18 protein-coding genes are annotated in these 18,186 nt (G+C 72.6%); 2 read left to right on the top strand and 16 right to left on the bottom strand.

Annotated features, from left to right (window positions below):
* Window positions 1–58 precede the first annotated feature (58 nt).
* Window positions 59–556 (bottom strand): GNAT family N-acetyltransferase, encoded by a 498-nt coding sequence (locus tag I6A81_RS08895; RefSeq protein WP_203003125.1) that lies wholly within the window; start codon window positions 554–556, stop codon window positions 59–61.
* 189 nt (window positions 557–745) lie between these two features.
* On the opposite strand from I6A81_RS08895, the gene I6A81_RS08900 reads away from it, so the two are divergent.
* On the top strand, window positions 746–1,876 hold the full coding sequence (locus tag I6A81_RS08900) for a glycosyltransferase (RefSeq protein ID WP_203003124.1): 1,131 nt from the start codon (window positions 746–748) through the stop codon (window positions 1,874–1,876).
* On the opposite strand, the gene I6A81_RS08905 is transcribed toward I6A81_RS08900, so the two are convergent.
* From I6A81_RS08905 to I6A81_RS08960, 12 genes are all read right to left on the bottom strand, one after another.
* Window positions 1,863–2,984 carry an NDMA-dependent alcohol dehydrogenase gene (locus tag I6A81_RS08905; protein ID WP_203003123.1) on the bottom strand — a complete coding sequence of 374 codons (1,122 nt, stop codon included), beginning with the start codon at window positions 2,982–2,984 and terminating at the stop codon, window positions 1,863–1,865. The two genes, I6A81_RS08900 and I6A81_RS08905, sit on opposite strands and share 14 nt — an antisense overlap.
* Window positions 2,985–3,036: 52 nt before the next feature.
* On the bottom strand, window positions 3,037–4,161 hold the full coding sequence (locus I6A81_RS08910) for an ABC transporter substrate-binding protein (protein ID WP_203003122.1): 1,125 nt from the start codon (window positions 4,159–4,161) through the stop codon (window positions 3,037–3,039).
* Window positions 4,161–5,300, bottom strand: coding sequence for a phosphotransferase family protein (locus I6A81_RS08915; protein WP_307874545.1), 1,140 nt, complete (start codon window positions 5,298–5,300; stop codon window positions 4,161–4,163). The genes I6A81_RS08910 and I6A81_RS08915 overlap by 1 nt, the downstream gene beginning before the upstream one ends.
* Before the next feature lie 204 nt (window positions 5,301–5,504).
* Complete coding sequence (locus tag I6A81_RS08920) at window positions 5,505–6,836, bottom strand: ABC transporter substrate-binding protein (RefSeq protein ID WP_307874546.1); 1,332 nt, start codon at window positions 6,834–6,836, stop codon at window positions 5,505–5,507.
* 77 nt (window positions 6,837–6,913) lie between these two features.
* Entirely contained in the window at window positions 6,914–8,128 is a 1,215-nt protein-coding gene (locus I6A81_RS08925; protein WP_203003120.1) for a CaiB/BaiF CoA transferase family protein, read from the bottom strand.
* A gap of 63 nt (window positions 8,129–8,191) precedes the next feature.
* A complete protein-coding gene (locus I6A81_RS08930; RefSeq protein WP_203003119.1) occupies window positions 8,192–9,346 on the bottom strand; it encodes an amidohydrolase family protein in 1,155 nt (384 codons plus the stop codon).
* A 61-nt stretch (window positions 9,347–9,407) separates the two neighbouring features.
* Window positions 9,408–10,568, bottom strand: coding sequence for a thiolase family protein (locus I6A81_RS08935; RefSeq protein ID WP_203003118.1), 1,161 nt, complete (start codon window positions 10,566–10,568; stop codon window positions 9,408–9,410).
* Entirely contained in the window at window positions 10,555–11,028 is a 474-nt protein-coding gene (locus I6A81_RS08940; protein WP_238429088.1) for a Zn-ribbon domain-containing OB-fold protein, read from the bottom strand. Before I6A81_RS08940 ends, I6A81_RS08935 begins: the two co-directional genes overlap by 14 nt.
* Window positions 11,025–12,284, bottom strand: a complete 1,260-nt coding sequence (locus I6A81_RS08945) for a cytochrome P450 (protein WP_203003117.1) — start codon at window positions 12,282–12,284, stop codon at window positions 11,025–11,027. Before I6A81_RS08945 ends, I6A81_RS08940 begins: the two co-directional genes overlap by 4 nt.
* 49 nt (window positions 12,285–12,333) lie before the next feature.
* A complete protein-coding gene (locus tag I6A81_RS08950; protein WP_203003116.1) occupies window positions 12,334–12,816 on the bottom strand; it encodes a nitroreductase family deazaflavin-dependent oxidoreductase in 483 nt (160 codons plus the stop codon).
* Window positions 12,813–13,034, bottom strand: a complete 222-nt coding sequence (locus I6A81_RS08955) for a ferredoxin (protein ID WP_203003115.1) — start codon at window positions 13,032–13,034, stop codon at window positions 12,813–12,815. Before I6A81_RS08955 ends, I6A81_RS08950 begins: the two co-directional genes overlap by 4 nt.
* Window positions 13,035–13,053: 19 nt before the next feature.
* Window positions 13,054–14,541 (bottom strand): aldehyde dehydrogenase family protein, encoded by a 1,488-nt coding sequence (locus I6A81_RS08960; RefSeq protein WP_203003114.1) that lies wholly within the window; start codon window positions 14,539–14,541, stop codon window positions 13,054–13,056.
* A gap of 257 nt (window positions 14,542–14,798) precedes the next feature.
* Here I6A81_RS08960 and I6A81_RS08965 point away from each other — a divergent pair, with 257 nt between their 5' ends.
* Complete coding sequence (locus I6A81_RS08965) at window positions 14,799–15,491, top strand: TetR/AcrR family transcriptional regulator (protein ID WP_203003113.1); 693 nt, start codon at window positions 14,799–14,801, stop codon at window positions 15,489–15,491.
* 84 nt (window positions 15,492–15,575) lie between these two features.
* Here I6A81_RS08965 and I6A81_RS08970 read toward each other — a convergent pair whose 3' ends face one another.
* From I6A81_RS08970 to I6A81_RS08980, 3 genes are all read right to left on the bottom strand, one after another.
* Window positions 15,576–16,352: an SDR family NAD(P)-dependent oxidoreductase gene (locus I6A81_RS08970; RefSeq protein WP_203003112.1), complete on the bottom strand. Its 777-nt coding sequence runs from the start codon at window positions 16,350–16,352 to the stop codon at window positions 15,576–15,578.
* 190 nt (window positions 16,353–16,542) lie between these two features.
* Complete coding sequence (locus tag I6A81_RS08975) at window positions 16,543–17,562, bottom strand: LLM class flavin-dependent oxidoreductase (protein ID WP_203003111.1); 1,020 nt, start codon at window positions 17,560–17,562, stop codon at window positions 16,543–16,545.
* Window positions 17,559–18,158, bottom strand: coding sequence for a nuclear transport factor 2 family protein (locus tag I6A81_RS08980; protein WP_203003110.1), 600 nt, complete (start codon window positions 18,156–18,158; stop codon window positions 17,559–17,561). The genes I6A81_RS08975 and I6A81_RS08980 overlap by 4 nt, the downstream gene beginning before the upstream one ends.
* Between the last annotated feature and the right edge of the window lie 28 nt (window positions 18,159–18,186).

Here is an 18,186-nt window from a genome sequence, read left to right on the forward strand (position 1 = left end):
GCCCTGTGCCGACGGCGGCTTCACGGCTGTGTCGGCCAAACGCGGCCAGTGAATGGCGTCAGAGGCCCCGGGACATCCAGATGGACGGCTCGTCCTGGAAGCCGTGGCGACGGTAGAAACGACGGGCCGACTCGTTGGGGGCCTCGGTCTCCAGGAACACACCGAGGGCGCCGGCCGCGCGGCAGGCATCGAGAAGCTCGTGCATCGCGGCCGAGCCCACGCCACGGCCGCGGTCTCGGACGTAGAACTCGTCGATCAGGGCCTCGCGGCCGCCGGACTCCAGGCTGTAGCCCCAGCACACGACGGCATAGCCAAGCGGACCGGCACCGGCGGCGGCCGGCGCGCCCTCGGCCTCCTCGATCTCCACGGCCTCCCCAATCCCGACAGCCTTCTCGATCAGCCAGACCTGGCCATGCTCGTCGCCTTCGAGGAGCGGGCCGAGGGCGTGGGCGACCCGGGCGTCGTCGTGGTCGTGGCCGTCCACCGCGTTGAACTCCCGCGTCAGCTCAAGCAGATCCGCGAGGTCGTCCGGCCGGGCACGGCGTAGCAGCGGCATCGTGGCATTCTGCCGCCCGCGGCGCGCGGCCGGCTCGATCTGTGCCGACTCGCCAGCTTCTCCAATCTGCCGCCTTCGGCTATGGCGACACGTATGTGGAGAATGTCGCCAGAAGACCGACTTTCACGGGCCACCGTTGACCATCTGGGCTGGTCGGGACATCGGCCCGCGCTTCGCGAGGGGCGACGCATGTCAACCACCACGGGCAAGATCCTTGTCGTCACCTGGAACGGCGGCGGCAATGTCCCGCCCGCGCTGAGCCTCGCCGACGAGCTGCGCCGGCGCGGCCACGACGTCCGGGTCCTGGGCCACGGCCCCCAGCGCGCCACCGTCGAGGGCGCGGGCCTGCGGTTCGAGGCGTACCGGCACGCGGCCCCGCACTCGCCGCTGGACCGGGCGAGTTTCGCGAAGTTCGCGGCCGAGTACGTCCGCCTGTATGTCGATCCCGGCGCGGGTGTCGACCTGATGGCGTCCCTCGAGCGCGAAGGAGCCGACGTCGTGGTCGTCGACGCCCTGCTGCTCGACGCGCTGCGCGCCCTGCAGCGTCGGGGAACGCGGCACGTCGTGCTGCACCACACCCTGCTCGGCTACATGACGGGCGGCTTCGCGGCCGGGGCGGGGACGATCACCAGGACGCGCGGTCTCGCGCCCACCACCCTGTGGGGGCGGGCGGACCGGGTACTGGCGCCGGGCACCGCGTCGCTGGAGCGGCGGTCCACCCAACCCGCGAACGTGCGCCTGACCGGCCCGATGTGGCCCGTGGGGGTGTCACCCAGGCCGCACCGCGGGGAAGACCGAATCCTGGTCAGCCTCAGCTCGATCCACTACGGGGGGCAGCTCGCGGCCCTGCGCAGGATCATGGCGGCGGTGGCCGGCCTGCCGGTGCCGGTGGTGCTGACGACCGGCCGCGCCGTCGACCCGGCCGAGCTCGACGTGCCGCCGGGCGTCGAGGCGCACGGCTTCCTCCCGCACGGCGAGGTGCTGCCGAACGTGAGCATGGTCGTCGGCCACGGCGGGTTCAGCACCACCACGCAGGCGCTGGCCCACGACCTGCCGATGGTCGTGATGCCGATGTTCACCTTCGGCGACCAGCGGGTGGTCGGGGCGGCGGTGGCGCGCGCCGGCGCGGGGGTCATGGTGCGGCGCGGCGCGTCGGTCGCGGCGATCCGGGACGCCATCGTCCGGATGCTGGGCGACGGCCCGCACCGGGCCGCCGCCGCCCGCCTCGGCGCCGAGCTGCGCGCCGCGGGCGGTGCCGCCACCGCCGCCGACGAGATCGAGCTGCTTCTTCCGCGGGTGACCGCGGTCAGCCGAAGGTGACCACTCCTCGCAGGTTCCGGCCGGCGCGCAGGTCGGCGTAGCCGTCGTTGATGGTTTCCAGCGTGTACCGGTTGGTGATGAGCTCGTCGAGCTTGAGCCGGCCCTGTCGGTAGAGCGCGAGCATCGCCGGGATGTCCTTCGACGGGCTGGAGGCGCCGAACAGCGAGCCCTGGATCCGCTTCTGGTAGAGCACCAGGTGCCGCATCGACACCGGCAGGCCGAGGTCCTCGTCGGCGCGGCCCATGCCGACCAGCACGCACGTCCCCGCCTTGCGGATCGCCTCCACGCCTTCGGCGACGTGCTCGGGCTTCGCCACGCCGACGCAGACGATGGCGGAGTCGGCGCCCTGCCCGTTCGTGAAGCCCCGCGCCAGGTCGGTCGCCTCGGCCATGGTGGCGACGGCGTGGGTCGCCCCGAGCGCGAGCGCCGCCGTCCGCTTCATCTCGACCGGGTCGACGGCGATGACGACCGAGGCGCCCGCGTGCGCCGCGCCCTGCACCGCGTTGATGCCGATCCCGCCGACGCCCTGCACGATGATGACGTCACCGGGCTTGACCTCGGCGGAGCGGACGGCCGCGCCCCATCCCGTGCTCACCCCGCAGCTGGTCAGGCAGGCGGCCTCCAGCGGGACGTCCTCCGGGCAGCGCACCGCCGACTGCACCGAGACGGTGGTGAGCTCGCTGAACGTGGCGACACCGGCGGCCTGGCTCACCGGACGGCCGTCCAGGCTCATCCGGCGGCTGCCGTCGGCGCGCACCCCGGACAGCACCCGGGAGCCGTTGTCGCACAGGTTCTGCAGCCCGGCGGCGCACCACCGGCACAGCCCGCACATCGGCAGGAACGACAGGACGACCCGGTCGCCGACCTTCCAGCCGGGCGTGTGCGGGCCGACGGCCTCGACGATGCCGGCACCCTCGTGGCCGCCCGCCATCGGCAGCGACCCGTCCGCCACCGACAGGTCGCCGGTGGCGATGTGATCGTCGGAGTGGCACAGGCCCGCGGCCGCCACGCGGATCAGCAGCTCGTCCTGCCGCGGCGGCTCGAGCTCCACCTCGGTGATCTCCCACTTGCCGGGCTGTTCGAACAGCACGGCCGCCCTCGTCCGCACGGTGTTCCCTTCCTTTCCGCCGGTTCCCTGGTCGCGCTCGGGGCGTGGCCGCTCAGTAGTCGTCGGAAGGCGTGAAGAGGCCCTCGAACTCGAGCTTCCCGTCGCGGACCCGGCCGAAGTGCAGCCAGTCGCCCTTGAACAGCTGATGGTCGTGGGGCCCGCCGGCGATGTGGGTGTTGGGGCCGCCGGTGACCGCCGGCATGAACCGGATCCGCTCGAGGCCGACCTTCACGCCGGGGCCGGTGAGGACGGGCGCGCGGTGCAGCGCCTCGACGACGGCGGCGGCCATGTCGTACGCGAGGCCCGGGATGGCGTTCGGCCACATCCACGGGTCCTCGCCGTACCGGGCGACGAACCGCTCGTGGAACCGGTGCATCCGCGGGTTCTCCGGGCACCACTGGTCGATGCCGACCCAGCCCTCGAGCTGCTCGAAGCCCCAGATGTACTGCATGAACGCCGTGGTCATGATCCGCGGCGGGTCCCAGTCGATGTTCTCCAGCGCGGCCCGCACCGCTCCGGACACCACCAGGCCGCCGTAGCCGAGCCAGACCAGCGCGTCGGCGTTCGCGTCACGCAGGACCGCGAACTTTTCCGCCAGCTGGTCGGTGGTGGTCGCGTTGGTGATCTTCTCGATCGCGGCGATCGAGATGCCGAGCCGGCGGCACTCCTGGTGGAAGAACCGGACGTACTCCTCGCTGATCGGCGACCACGGCAGGACGACCGCCACCCGCCGGTGCCCGTTGCGCTTCAGCCAGTTGACCATCAGCGCCGGGTCGCCGCCGACGTCGCCGTTGCCCATCCGGAAGCAGTACTCGCCGTGGAACTGGTCGGTCCCGCACATGCTGACCAGCGGCACCTGGGCGGCGTTCGCGTGCTCGGTGAGCGCGATCGCCGAGTCGGTGTAGTTGGCGCCGACGACGGCGAGGCAGCCGGCGTCGACCAGCCGGTGGAACGCGTCGACGCCGCCCTTCGCCGTCCCCTGGGGCAGGCCCGCGTCGTCCTCGAACAGGAACTCGTAGCGGCGGTCGAGCACCCCGCGCTCGATCCCCTCGTCGAACGCCATCCGGATCTCGCGCTCGAAGCGCGCCCACTCCATGCCGAGCCAGCCGATCTTCGTGGGCTCGAGACGCAGCCAGCGGTCCTCGATCGACGGCGCCGCGGAACTCCCTGTCGTCATCACCACTCCTTGTCGTTGTCGTTCAGCACAGCGGTCAGGGCATCGTGGTCGGCGACCGCGGTCCCCAGGCGCGTCAGCAGCGCGCCGGTGATCGCCGGGTCGACCTTCAGGGTGATGCCCCACAGGAACAGGCCGTGGACGACGCCCCGGCGCACGCGCAGCCAGGCGTCGTCCCAGGCCGGCGCGTCGACGCCACCGGCGCGCAGGTGGTCCAGGTAGTGCCGGACCAGGTCCCTCTCGGCGCGGCGGCGGTCGTCGACGGTCAGCGCGGACGCGATGTGGTAGCCGACGTCGAGGTACCACGGCCCGCGCTGCGCCAGCTGCCAGTCGACGAACGACGGGCGGCCTTCGGCGTTCAGGTACACGTTGCCGACGTGCGCGTCACCGTGGATCACCGACCAGGGCGCCGCGGACGCCGCGTTCTCGGCGAGCCGCCGGTAGGCGTCGACGAGCCGGTCGGCGTCCCGGACCTCGACCGGCACGCCCGCGCCGATCGGGCCGGCGAAGTTGGCGCGGATCTCGGTCGCCCCGCGCTGCACGAGATAGGTCGACAGCCGGGGCGCGAGCCAGCGCGCGTCGGCGAGCGCCGGGGCGCACCAGGTGGCGGCGTGCAGCCTGGCGAGCTCGGCCAGGCTTTCGGCCGTCTGGTCCGGTGTGTAGGGGGTGAGCGCGTCGAGGAAGACGGCACCCTGGGTGGCGACGTCCTCGGTGAGGACGACGCCGTAGCGGGTCCGCGGGTCGAAGTCGGCGTACACGGCGCGCAGCGTGCGCATTCCGGCCCAGCCGGCCACGTCCCGGTAGAAGCAGGCCTCCGGCTCGCCCGCCTGCCGGAAGGCGCGGCCGGCGGCGGTGAAGTAGCCCTTGCCGCACAGGTCCAGCGGCAGCCCGTCCGGCGCGGTGCCGTCCGCGCAGGTGATCCGGAAACGGGCGTTCGTGGCGACCCGGCTGATGACCGGGCCGGGCGTGACCGCCGTGACCTGGACGCCGGGGAAGCGGCGGCCAAGCGCCGCGGTCAGCCAGGCCGGCGACAGCATCTCCTCGAGGGAGTCGGGCACCCGCGGCGCGGTGCCGGCGGACGCGGTGCCGGCGGGCGCGGCGGTGGCGGACGCGGCGGTGGTGTGGTCCCCGGCCGCGGTCACGGCGCGGCTCCGGTGCCGGCGGGCGGCGACGCGGCGCCGGGCGCGCGGCCGCCGGCGCGCGGCCGGGGCGCGAGATCGGTCAGGACCTGCGGAGGCATGTTGAGTTCTCCCTCTCGGGTCGCGGGCGCGGGCCGCCTGGCGGCCGCGCGTTCCGCTCCCGGTGGCGGACGGCGCGGTGGCCGTCCGCCACCGGGAGTGACCTCGCTAGTTGTTCGGGTACAGCGGCGTGCAGGCGAGCTTGACGGCCTCGGTGTACTTGCCGCCGGCAAGGTGGACGACGGAGGCGCACGGGGCGGCCGCGTTGTGGTTGACCGGCCACTGGGTCTCGCCGACGGCGCCGGGGACGTGGTAGCTGTAACTGCCCCCGTTGAGGGTCTTGAGCAGGTTCGCGACCGTGAGGTCGGGGCCGGTCTTCTCGATCGCGTCGAGGAAGAAGTCCGCCGACCAGTAGCCGGCCATCGCGGTCAGGGTGATCGGCTGGCCGGGGGCGTACTTGGCGAAGTCCGCCTCGAGCTGCTTGACGCCGGCCGAGCCGCTCTCCACGGGCGCCCACTGCACCAGGGTGTAGGTGTCCTCCAGGTCCTTGAAGCCTGTCAGCCGTGGGTCGTAGCCGAGCGGGGTGAGGATCTTGCCCTCGTAGCCGGCCGCGCGCAGCGCGGTGATGAGCTTGATGGCGGGCGCGAAGTCCACGATGGTGACGATCAGGTCCGGCGGGGCGCCCTTGTCGGCGGCCATCAGGTCGTTGACGAGTGCCGTGGGGTCGTTGAGCCCAGCCGCCGGCACGGGGTTCTCGGAATAAGGCACGGAGAACCCGGCGGCCTTGACGCCCTTCGCGGCCAGGTTGATGCCGTTGACCGCGGAGTCGATGTCGACGCCGACGAACGCCACGCTCTTGTCCGTGATGCCGCCGAGGATGCCACTGGCGGCCATCGCCCACGTCGTCGAGATCGTCGGCCCGTCCGGCTCGGCGACCAGGCAGCCGGTCACACCGAAGCCGATGGCGGTGTTGCAGTAGGGCGCGCTCACTCCCCAGCCGAAGAACGGCGTCCCGGACTTGCAGAACGTGTCGGCGAAGTTGCCGGTGCGGACGACGGCGGGCACGGCCGCGAAGACGCCGTCGGCGACCAGGGACTGGGCCTCGGTGAGGGTCCGGGCGGAGTCGGCGCCGTCGTCCCGGGTGCCGATGTAGTTGATCTTTCGGCCGTTGATGCCGCCCTCGTCGTTGGCCCGGCTGAACCGGGCCTTCGCGCCCACGTCCATCCCGGCGTTCACGGGCCCGCTCGTGCTGGACTGGGTGATCAGTCCGCCGATCTTGATCTCGGTGTCGGTGACGCCGCGGGCCGGCTCGCCGCCGGGCGCGGTGCAGTCGAGCTTGGCCGCGTCGACGGTGATGCCAGAGTTGCTCCAGCCCGAGTCCGGTCCCGCCTCGAACGCCTCCGGGCCGAGGGCCTGCGCCGACGCCGAGGGCTGCGCGCCACCGCCGGCTCCGTCGTCGTCCCCGCCGCCGCACGCGGCGACCAGTAAGAGCGCCGCCACGGCGGCGATGGGGACGAGTCTTCGGGAGCTATGCATTGCTGAACCTCCGTTGTGGTGCGGTGCGTGGTGGCGCGTCCTCAGAGGACGGCGCCGGATTCCTTGAGGCGCAAGATCTCGTCCCAGGTGAAGCCGTGCTCGAGCAGAACCTCGTCGGTGTGCTCGCCGTGGGCGGGGGCCGGGGTCAGGGCCGGGGGTGTGTCGTCGAACTGGGCGGGGCTGGCGACGAGTGGGTAGTCGTGGGAACCCTTCTGGACGGTCGTCACGAAGCTGTTCGACACCGCCTGCGGGTCGCCCGCTGCTTCTCGGGCGGTCTGCACGAGTGACCACGGCGTCGCGAGCCGCCCGAGCAGTTCGGTCCAGTAGGCGAGGTCGCGGCCCGCGAAGATCTCGTCGAGCGTCTCGATGCAGGCCGCCGCGTTGGCGGCCCGGGCCGCGGCCGTCGCGAACCGTGGGTCGTCCAGCAGCTCCGGCCGCTCCACCTCCCGGAAGAACTCCTCGACGTGCTTCTCCGTCTGGATTCCCGACAGGTAGATGAGCCGGTCGTCTCGGGTCAGGTAGGCGGCGACGAAGGGGTTCGGCAGCCGTCGGTGCCGGTTGCGCGGGATGGCGTCGACGTCGTAGAGCTGGCTCGCGACGACGGCGGGCGAGAACATCCACATCCCGGACGACAGGAGCGAGACGTCGACCACCGCCCCCTGGCCGGTCCGTTCCCGGCGGAAGAGCGCGGCGGCGATGCCGCCGGCGAGGAAGGCGCCGGAGGCGAGGTCGCCGAGGGCGGGTCCGGGTTGTGGGACGAACTCGTCGCTGACCTGGCTGGCGGCCTGTGCCATGCCGGTGCGGGCCCAGAAGTCGGTGTGGTCGAAGCCGCCCGCGTCGGCTTCCGGGCCGCGCGGCCCGTGCCCGCTCGCCCTGGCATAGATCAGGTTCGGTTTGACGGCGGTGAGGTCGCCGACGTCGACCCGGAACCGGCGCCGCGCGCTGGGCAGCAGGTTGGTGATGAACACGTCGGCCGAGCCGACCAGCGCGGCCATCACCCGCTGGCCCCCGTCGGTGCGCTGGTCGACCCCGACGCACCGCTTACCACGGTTGGTGATCTCCCACATGAAGGCGACGCCGACCTCGCGGTCGGGTAGTCCCGCGACCGGGTGGCCGTTCATCGGGTCCAGCGTCCCGGGTGGCACCACCTTGATGACGTCGGCGCCCCAGTCGGCGAGCACCGCCCCGGCTGACGGCGCGAAGGCGTACATCGACGCCTCGACGACGCGAACTCCGGCGAGCAGGTTGTAGGGCATGGCACTCCGTCGATCTCGTGTGGGTCGATTTCGTGTGGGTCGGGTGCGAACGGCCGGCGCCGGTCAGCTGCCGAGCAGCGCGCGCAGGTTCGTCTCGGCGATCTTGGAAGCGTCGCCGTCCGGGACGTCGGCGAGTGTCTTCTCGAGGTAGGCGCGGTTGTTGGGCCACAGGCCGTCGCCGTGCGGGTAGTCGCCCTCGAAGAGCAGGTTGTCGACGGGTACGTCGCCGAGGCTGCGCAGCGCGAACCGCTCGTCGACCAGGCAGGCGTACATGTGCCTGGCGAAGACCTCGCGTGGGGGGCGGGTGTCCTTGGCGCCGGCCTGGCCGATGGTGACGTCGGTGCTGATCCGGTTGTCGTGGAACGCCTTCTCGGCGCGTTCGAGGATGTAGGGCACCCAGCCGGCGCCGCCCTCGGAGAGGATCACCTTCAGCTTGGGGAATCGCTCCAGGATTCCGCTGAACAGCCAGTCGACGCAGGCCATCATCGAGTTGGCCCCGATGAGGGCGACCAGCACCGGCGGCGGGGCGTCGGGCGAGGTGGTCAGCAGCCGTGACGAGCTGCCGATGTGCATGCAGACGGGGATCTCGGCGTCGTTGGCGACGGCCCACAGCGGGTCCCAGTGGTCGGTGTGTACCGAGGGCAGGCCGAGCACGGTGGGGTTCTCGGAGAAGGCGATCGTGCGGGCGCCTTTGGCGAGGACGCGCTTGAGTTCGGCCACTGCCTGGTCGATGTCGTGCAACGGCAGGATCGCGGCGCCGAAGAGCCGGTCGCGGTCGGTCGCGCACCATTCGTCGAGCAGGTAGTCGTTGTAGGTGCGCAGGCAGGCGAGCGCCAGCTCGTGGTCGGCGACGTTCAGGAAGAACCGGTGGCCGGCGAACCGGGCGTAGTTCGGGAAGCACAGCTGCCCCCACACGCCGTCGATGTCCATGTCCTTGAGCCGCTCGTCCGGGTCGTAGCAGCCGGGGCGGATCTCGTCGAAGCGGGCGGTGCCGGGTGCCGGGGGGTAGCCGGCCTCGGGATGGCCCGGCAGCGCCCGACACGAGCCCATCGGGATGTAGGTGAGCTCGCCCTCGTAGAGCCAGGCCTGGCGGCCGTCGACCTCGACGATGCGCGGGCAGGCGTCGCGGAACCGCGCCGGCACCCGTTCGACCCACAGGTGCGCCGGCTCGATGAGATGGTCGTCAGCCGACATGATCTTCGTGGACTCGGGCAACATCAGCATTCCTCCTGTCGGGCGACGGTTCGGGCAAGGGCTCGGGTGAGGGCTCGGGCGGTGGTCATCGGGGCGCGCCGAGGAGCAGTGAGGAGGTGAACTGTTCGGCGCCGCTGGTCACGACAGCCACCTGGGGACCGGAATCGAGCTGGTGAGCGCCGGCCTCACCCCTTAGCTGCAGGCACGCCTCGAGCAGGCCCCCGTACCCGTGCATCCGGCCGCCCGAGAGCTGCCCGCCGCCCGTGTTCAGCGGCAGCTCTCCGCCGGGCGCGATCCGGGTGCCGCCGTCGACGAAGTCCGTGCCCTCGTACGGGCCGCAGAAGCCGAGCGCCTCCAGCCACCGGATCGCGTACACCGTGAACCCGTCGTAGACCTGGGCGACGTCGACGTCGACCGGCTTCAGGTCGGTGCGGGACCACATCATCGCCGCGGCCTCGTCGAAGCCGGACGCGCTGCCCAGCCCCTCGAAGGTGACCGCGCGGGCCGGATCGGGCACGCTCGCGGCGCGGGAGACGACGAACGCCACCGAGCCGTCCACCGGCACGTCGCAGTCGAACATGCAGACCGGATCGGAGATCATCCGGGCGTCCAGGTACGCCTGGAGCGTGAGCGGCTCGCGGTAGACCGCCGTCTCGGTGCGCGCGGCGTTGCTCCGGCTGACGAGCGCGACCTGGGCGAACTGCTCCCGGGTGGCGCCGGCGAGCTCCATGCGCCGCCGCATGTCCAGCGCGGCGTGGCACGGGTAGCCGATCCCGAACGGGGTGGTCCACTGCGCGAGCTCCCGGCCGAACCGGACCGGCCGGTCGGCCGTGCCCCCGCCGTCCAGCAAGGTAGCGGACCGGCTCCCGAAGCCCTGTTGCGCGGTGGACTCCCACACCGTCCGGAAGCACAGGACATGGGTCGCGAACCCGGCGGCGACGGCCAGGACGGCGTTGACGACGGAGCCCAGCTGCCCGGCGGTCTCGCCGCCGCCGCTGTGCCAGCGCAGCCGCAGCCCGAGCATCGCCCGCACGTCGTCGACACCGGCGCCGGTGATCCCCGGCGTCGACCAGAACGCCCCCGGATAGGTCGACACCCCGTCGATGTCGTCAGGGGTGAGCCCCGCGTCGGCGATCGCGGCGAGCGCCGCGTCCGCCGTCAGCACCCATGGGTCGATCCCGAGCCGGCGCCCGATCGGCGACCGCCCGACCCCGCTGATGACCGCCCGGCTCTCAGCCCGCTCCATCGCCGGCCTCCGGCCGGAAGAGCGGGATGTACGCCTCGCCGGCCCTGCTGAAGCACACCTTTACCGGGAGGCCGACGCGCAGCTCCTCCGGTGAGCAGTCGACGACGTTGGTGAGCAGCCGCAGGCCGGGCTGCTCGACGAGCTCGACGTCGGCGACCACGTACGGCGGCGGCATCGAGGGCACCCAGCCGTAGCGGTTCAACGTCCACGACCACACCGTGCCCCGGCCCGAGACCGGCGCGAACCCGACGTCGCGCCCCCGGCAGGCCGGGCAGACGGGCCGCGGCGGGTGCAGGTAGCGCCCGCAGCCGTGACAGCGGGCGATCCGCAGCACGCCGTCCGCGCCGGAGGTCCAGAACGCGGCCGTCCGCTCGGTCAGCGGCGGCGCCACCCGCTCGAACGCCTCGACGACCAGCGCCGAGCCGTCCGGTGGCGCGTCGGTCATCGGGTCCGCGGTCATCGGGCGTCCCACACGACCGGCACCGACGTCGGGCCGCGCTCGTACATCCCGACGATCCGCGGCGCCTCGGCGTCGGTGTCGAGGCGCAGGCCAGGCAGACGGTCGAGCAGCGCGTCGAGGGCGGTGTGGATCTCCGCCCGGGCGACGTGCATGCCCAGGCAGATGTGCGGCCCGCCGCCGAAGCCGAGGTGCGCGCCCGGCGGGCGGGTCGGGTCGAACTCGTCCGGGCGCTCCCAGCGGGCGGGGTCACGGTTGGCCGCGGCGAAGCACAGGTGCACCACCGAGCGGGCCGGGATCTCGACGCCGCCGAGCACCGTGTCCCTGATGGCGTAGCGGGCGAACATCGGGTCGGTCGGCAGCCAGCGCAGGGACTCCTCGATCGCCGGGCGCAGCAGCGCCCGGTCGGCGCGGACGGCCTCCAGCCAGCGCGGATGCGTCAGCAGCGCGAGCAGCGTGATGCCCATCTGCTTCCAGGTGGTGCCGGAGCCCGCGGCGAGCAGAAGGAGCGCGAAGCCCAGGATGTCGGTGTCGGACAGGGCCTCGCGGGTGCCGTCCTCGCCGGTGACCTCGGCCTGGACGAGCACGCTGATGATGTCGTCCCGCGGTTCGAGCCGGCGTGCCCTGATGATGGGCAGGAGGATCTCGGCCAGCACCGCGCGGTCACGGCCGTCGGAGGTCGCCGCCTCGCGGATGCGCAGCGCGTCGGCGGCTCCCACTCCGAAGCTGCCGCAGATCGTCAGCAGGGGGATCGCCGCGCAGAACTCGACGTTGAGGTCGGCCCGCCCGTTGCGCTCGAACGTGTTGATGAGGGCGTGTACGGTCGCGTGGATCCAGCGCTCGGTCCACCAGGCGCCGCGCTTGGGCACGAACGACCCCTGGACGAGCGCGCGGTAGCGGCGGTGCCGGTCGCCGTCGAAATAGAGCATGACCGAATCGCTCATGTCGAGCTCGGGGCCGGGCGCGGTCGGTTTCGAGACGAACGTGTCGCCGTCGCGCAGGACTTCCTGGCAGGTGGCGTAGTCGAAGACCGAGAAATGGGGCAGCTCGGGGTAGGGGAGGCCCTGGAAGAACGCCGCGCCGTGGTAGCCGACGAGCGGCCCGACGATGCCGGGGTGCACCGGTCCCGTTTCGCGGAGGCGGTGGAAGTCCGGGTACGGGTCCTTCTCGAAGGAACCGCCGCGGGTGGCGTACACGTCGCTGCGCAGGTCGAACAGTTCGCGGATCCGCTGGGGGTCCAGCGTCACGGTCTCGCTCATCTCATGCCAGCCCTTTTCCTGTCCCATTTCTTGTCAGGCGCGTTTCTCGTCAGGCGCGTTCGAGGACGACGACGGGAATGCGCCGGGACGTGCGCCGCACGTACTCGTCGTAGTTCGGCCAGCTCGCGGCCATGATCTTCCAGAGGCGCTCGCGCTCCTCGCCCTCGGCGACGCGCGCCCGCGCCTCGAACCGGTCGGCGAGCACCTGCGCCTCGACCCGGGGCTCGGCGACCAGGTTGTGGTACCAGCCCGGATGAGCGGGCAGCCCGCCCTGGGAGGCGATGACGACGTAGTTGTCGCCGTCGCGGCCGTAGATGAGAGGTGTCGCGCGGCGCTGGCCGGTTCGCCGGCCGACGGTCCACAGCACGAGGCAGGTGACGCCGTTCCAGGCATGGCCGACGGCGCCGCCGGTCTCCAGATAACGCCGGACGTGCTCGGCGCCCAGCAGCGCCAGGTCGGGTGACGTGTAGGCCGGCGAGTCCTTCCCACCGCCCTCTTCCGCGGCGTGCTCGTCCGATGCGTGCTCCGTCATGGCGTTTCCCTTCGTCTGAGCGCCCTCGACGGGCAGGAGTCGATGGCCGCGGCGACGGCGGCGGCGTCGTTGGTGTCGGCCGCCGCGTCGGCCTCGCCCAGCACGACGACCTTCATCTCGTCGTCGAGATCGAACGTTCCCGGCGCGTGGAACGCGCACGAGCCCGATCCGGTGCACAGCTCGCGGTCCACCTCGAAACCGAGGCCCGAACTCGCCATCTCGTCGCTCCCTGTGTCCCTAGCGGGCGCCGGCGACGACGACGTGCTTGAGCTCCTGGTACTCCCGGAAACCCGCGACGCCGCGTTCGCGGCCGATCCCGCTCTGCTTCACTCCACCCATCGGCGTATAGGCGTTCGCGATACCCCGGTTCACCTGCACGGTTCCCGAACGGATCCGTTCGGCCACGCTCAGGCCGAGCTTCAGGTCACCGGTGTAGATCCCGCCCGACAGGCCGTAGTCCGAGTCGTTCGCGATGTCGACGGCCTGGTCGAGGTCGTCGTAGCCCTGGATGGTGACCACCGGGCCGAACGCCTCGCGCTGGGCGGCCGGGTTGCGGTTGTCGTCGACCAGCAGGACGGTCGGCGCCACGTAGTAGCCGACGTCGAGATGCGCCGGCCGGTCGCCGCCCGCGACGAGCTTCCCGCCGGCGTCGACACCGGCCGCGACCAGCCGCTCGATCCGGTCGCGCTGCGCCGCCGAGATGACGGGCCCGACGGCCGTCTCGGGGTCGCGCGGGTGCCCGACGCGCAGCGACCGCGCCACGCCCGCCACCCGCTCGACGGCGTCCGCGAGGTTCTCCCGGGGCACCAGCACCCGGGTCTGCAGCGCGCAGCCCTGGCCGGCCATCGATCCGAAGACGGTCGCGACCCCGCTCTCCAGCCCGCCCGGCCCGAGCGCGTCCGGGAGGTACAGCGCCACCGACTTGCCGCCGAGCTCCAGCACGACCCGTTTCACCGTCGGCGCCGCCTGCGCGGCGATGCGCCGGCCGACGTCGGTCGAGCCGGTGAACGAGACGCAGTCGACCCGCCGGTCGGCGGTGAGCAGTTCCGCGCCGGCCGAACCGGCCTCGACGACGACGTTGAGCGTGCCGGGAGGCAGACCCGCCTCCCGCGCGGCGGCGCCGAGCGCCAGCGCGGTGATCGGCGTCAGCGGGCTCGGCCGCAGGACCACCGAACAGCCGGCGGCCAGCGCCGAGAACACCTTCCACACGCTCGTCTGCAGCGGGAAGTTGTACGGCGTGATCGCCGCGACGACTCCGCAGGGCTCGTAACGGCGGATGCTGAGCACCACGTCGCGGCCGGTCGGGTCGAGCGAGTCCGCCAGCGGCAGCTCGTTGTGCTCCCAGTCGGGCAACGTCGCGAACAGCTCCGGCAGCGCCCGGGCGTGCTCGAGCGCCATGTCCACCTGGGCCCACCGCGCGACCAGCGCCGTCGAGCCGGTCTCGCGGATCGCCGTCTCGACGAGCTCGGCGTGGCGCGCGGCCAGCGCGTCCGCCATCCGGGCGAGCGTGGCCGCCCGCTCGCGGGCGGGCTGCCGGCTCCATGGCCCCCGGTCGAACGCGCGCCTGGCCGCCTCGATCGCCGCGTCGACCTGCGCGAGCGACGCGGTGGGCACGGTGGTGAAGATCTCCTCGTGCGCCGGGTCCTCGACGCCAAGCGTCTCCGACGCCCCGTCGACGGGTAATCCATCGATATAGAGCTGCGCGAAACTGAGATGGTCTGCCAAGGTCGGACTCCGGTCCCTGAGCGTGGATCTGCCGCGAGGACGCGCCGGTGCACGGAGCAACCGACACGACGAATCGACGGCAGGCCGGCACGTATTTCTGGCGCGTGCCGCGCGGCGTGCCGAAAAGACTTTTCCTGGGATCGCCAACGGGGTCGTCGTCGTCTCTAGTCAACTGACTATAGCCATGTGACTAGAGCCACGCAAGGGGTCGCCGCGGACAGCGGCCGGGCGGCGGGCGAGCGGCTTACGATCCACGCGTGGCAGTTGCCGGCAACACCTCAGAACCCGCGGACACGGCTGCGCCGGAGGCATCCGGGGCGCCCGAGGCGGGCACCCCCGCGCGGCGGCCACGCGGCCGTCAGGAGGTCCGGGAGGCCCTGCTCGAGGCGGCGCAGCGACTGATCGCCGAGCAGGGGCCGGCAAATGTGCGGCTGCGTGAGATCGCGGACGCCGCCGGCGTGAACTTCGGCCTCGTCTACCAGTACCTCGGCACCAGAGAGGACCTGCTGCACGAGGTTTACCAACGGGTCGCGGTCCGGTCGGCGACCCGTTTCGAGCACATCGAGGCACTCGCCGATGTCGTCGACATCTTCCTGACGATCGCGGACGGCAGCATCGGCCGCATCATGGGCTGGGCGGCGCTCGAGGGCGGCTATTCCGTCGACGGAGTTTTCGGCCACTCGCCCGCGCAGGACCAGGTCGCCGGGATCATCTCCCGCGAGGCCCGCCAGCACGATCACGAGGTGCCGGACGAGGAGGCGCGGGTCTTCGCGGCCTTCCTGCAGGTGGTCGCCCTCGGCTGGCGGCTGTTCCGGCCGATCGGGCTGGCCACCGCGGGAGTCGACCCGGCCGCGGTCGACGCCGACGCGCTGGTCACGAAGTGGCTGCACCTGCTGTCCGACGCGGTGGTGCGCGGCGACCCGGCCACCCACACCGCTCCGCCCGCCTGACCGTCCTCCCGAAACCGGACGCCGGGCCAGGCCCTGCCGCGAGTCGGTCCTACCGCCAGTCGGTCCGGCGGATCCTGGTCGGAGTCAGACCTTGTATCCGCCGTCGACACTGATGACCTGGCCGGTGATGCCCGTCCCGTCCTCGCCGGCGAGCAGCGTCGCCATCCCCGTCAGCTCCTCCGGGGCGAGGACCCGGCGCTGCAGGTTCTCCTGACAGGCGCGTTCCTCCTCCTGCTCGGGTGTGGTCCCGCGCCGGCCCGCGATGCGCGCGAAGTCGAGCAGCGACGTGCGCGTCCAGCCGGGGCAGAGCAGGTTCACGTTGATGCCATGCGGCGCGACGTCCGCCGCCAGCTGCTTCGTCAGCCCGACGAGCCCGTGCTTGCCGGCGGTGTACGGAATGGAGCCACCAACGTGCTTCGACGCCCCGGAACCGATGTTGACGATCCGGCCGTACCGCTGGTCCCGCATGGTCGGCAGCGCGGCCGTCGTGGTCCACCAGGCCGACATCAGGCACAGGACCAGGGTCTTCTCGAAGGCGTCGTCATCCCCGTCACCGGCGAACGGGTCCACGCCGCCCACGGTCCCGCCGACGTTGTTCACCAGGATGTCGACCCGGCCGAAGCGCGCCACCGCCTCCCGGACCGGCCGGCGCGCGTCCGCGGGGTCCATCGCGTTCGCCACGACCGCCAGCCCGCGCGCCGCGCCAAGCCCGGCCGCCGCGAGAGTGGCCTCCAGGTCCTCCCTCGTCCGGGACGAGATGACGACGCTCGCGCCTTCCGCGGCGTACCGCAGGGCGATGGCCTGCCCGATACCGCGTCCGCCGCCCGTGACGACCGCGACCCGGTCATCCAGTCTCCCCATGGCAGTCTCCCTCACCCGTCCGTCCCGGCCGCGGCGACCAGCACCGGCCCCGCCAGGGTTCGCCCTGCCTCGAGGCCGGACATGATCGCCGTTCCTGCCCTGGGGAGGTCGTGACCTCGCCTTGTCCGCGACCTCCCCAGGGCACTATCGGCGATCATGTGTTGCGGGCCAACGTTCGTGGCCGCGGCGACTAGCTCTCGAGCCGGGCCGCCGGGCCGGTCGCGTCGGTGTCGCCGCCGGAGTTCCGGACCGCCTCGCGTACCGGGCCGCACCACAGCTCGACGTGGCGCTCGACCAGGTCGTCGGGCATGTCGGCGAGGCTCAGCCAGGCGAAGACATGGTGGGCCGGCAGGCCGTCGAGGCGCCGACGCAGTTCCGCTACCGCGCCCGCCACGTCGAGCACCTGGAGCGCGCCGAGCCGCCCGGTGGCGGCGAGCCGTTGGCGCACCTTGTCCTCGTCCAGCGGCGACGGGCGCGACCCGTCCGGACGGCGCATGAGCGCCCGGTAGGTGTTCTGCTGGTGCAGCCAGTGGGGGAGCAGCCGTTCGGCGGCGGCCGGGGGGTCGTCGGCCACCAGGATGTCGACGAGCCCGCCCATCCGCGCGTCGCCCGGATCGTGGCCACCCGCGGCCAGGCCCTGGCGGTAGGGCTCGAACAGGGCGCGGTCGAGGCTGAGCAGGCCCATACCGGCTCGCCCGGCCCGGTGGGCGCCCTTCGGTCCCTGGTAACCCAGCCAGAGCGGAAGCGGCCGTTGGACGGGGCCGGGGGTCACGTCGCCGGAGCCGAGCAGCCGTCTGACCTCCAGCGCGACGGAGTCGGTCCTGTCGAACCGCCGGGCCATGTCGACGTCGAAGGCGTCGTACTCGGCTTGCGCGTAGCCGGCGCCGAGGCCCAGCTCGACGCGGCCCGAGGAGATCACGTCGACCAGCGCGGCCTCCTCGGCGATGTGCCGGGGATGGCGCAGCGGCGCGAGCACGACCGCCGTGCCCAGCCGCAGGTTCGTCGTCCGCGCGGCCACGGCCGCGGCCAGCACGAGCGGCTGGGGCAGGTAGCCGTCGGCGAAGCCATGGTGCTCGGTGAACCAGGCGGCGTCGCATCCGAGTGCCTCGGCGCCCGCGAGCAGCTCCAGGGTGCGCGCGCCGTGCGCGGCCGCCGACCTGCCCGACGAGTCCAGCCGGCGGAAGTCGACGAAGAGCCCGAAGGTCGTCACGAGCCGTCCCTGGTGTGCTGAGAGCCGCCCTGCCCGGTACCGCCGTCCCGCGCGCCGCCGTACTGGGGGTCCGCGCATTCGGCCCAGAAGGCGCGCCAGGAGGGTTCGTCATACGGCACGGTGCCCACGCCGTCATGATGCTCCGGCCACCGCGCGGCGCGCTGGCCCAGCGGGCGCTCGGCCGTCTCGACCCCGAACCACAGCTCGTGGCCGCGCGAGACGAACCGCCACGCGCCGTCCACCCGGCGGTAGCTGTCCCGGTAGAGGATCGCCTGCTCGACGAAGCGCCCCGGGTGGGGACCGTCCCGGGTCTCGATGTACCCGCGGCAGTAGACGAGCCCGTGCGCCTCGTCGTCGTCGTCGAAGTCGATGAGGTGGTTGCCGACGAAGAGGACCGTGACGCCCACCTCGCTCATCGACCGGCGGAACCGCCGTTTCATCGCCTCGACGGCGGACGGTATCCACAGCTCGGCGACCGCGTCCGTGTCCCGGCTGTCGAGCCCCCAGGCATACCGATAGGCGAGCTGGCGGATCTCGTCCCGGTCCCCGACCCGCCGTAAGCGCCGCAGGTCCTCCGTGGTCAGGTCAGTGGTCATGACAGCCGTATCCCTCCGGTAGCCGGAT

The organism is Frankia nepalensis, assembly GCF_016786325.1.
Lineage (GTDB): Bacteria > Actinomycetota > Actinomycetes > Frankiales > Frankiaceae > Pseudofrankia > Pseudofrankia nepalensis.

Excerpts from the sequence above, each read along its gene's own strand:
- I6A81_RS08895 (WP_203003125.1), bottom strand. The coding sequence starts at position 556 with ATGCCGCTGCTACGCCGTGCCCGGCCGGACGACCTCGCGGATCTGCTT.
- I6A81_RS08900 (WP_203003124.1), top strand. The coding sequence starts at position 746 with ATGTCAACCACCACGGGCAAGATCCTTGTCGTCACCTGGAACGGCGGC.
- I6A81_RS08910 (WP_203003122.1), bottom strand. The coding sequence starts at position 4,161 with ATGACGACAGGGAGTTCCGCGGCGCCGTCGATCGAGGACCGCTGGCTG.
- I6A81_RS08925 (WP_203003120.1), bottom strand. The coding sequence starts at position 8,128 with ATGCCCTACAACCTGCTCGCCGGAGTTCGCGTCGTCGAGGCGTCGATG.
- I6A81_RS08930 (WP_203003119.1), bottom strand. The coding sequence starts at position 9,346 with ATGTTGCCCGAGTCCACGAAGATCATGTCGGCTGACGACCATCTCATC.
- I6A81_RS08935 (WP_203003118.1), bottom strand. The coding sequence starts at position 10,568 with ATGGAGCGGGCTGAGAGCCGGGCGGTCATCAGCGGGGTCGGGCGGTCG.
- I6A81_RS08940 (WP_238429088.1), bottom strand. The coding sequence starts at position 11,028 with ATGACCGCGGACCCGATGACCGACGCGCCACCGGACGGCTCGGCGCTG.
- I6A81_RS08945 (WP_203003117.1), bottom strand. The coding sequence starts at position 12,284 with ATGAGCGAGACCGTGACGCTGGACCCCCAGCGGATCCGCGAACTGTTC.
- I6A81_RS08950 (WP_203003116.1), bottom strand. The coding sequence starts at position 12,816 with ATGACGGAGCACGCATCGGACGAGCACGCCGCGGAAGAGGGCGGTGGG.
- I6A81_RS08955 (WP_203003115.1), bottom strand. The coding sequence starts at position 13,034 with ATGGCGAGTTCGGGCCTCGGTTTCGAGGTGGACCGCGAGCTGTGCACC.
- I6A81_RS08970 (WP_203003112.1), bottom strand. The coding sequence starts at position 16,352 with ATGGGGAGACTGGATGACCGGGTCGCGGTCGTCACGGGCGGCGGACGC.
- I6A81_RS08980 (WP_203003110.1), bottom strand. The coding sequence starts at position 18,158 with ATGACCACTGACCTGACCACGGAGGACCTGCGGCGCTTACGGCGGGTC.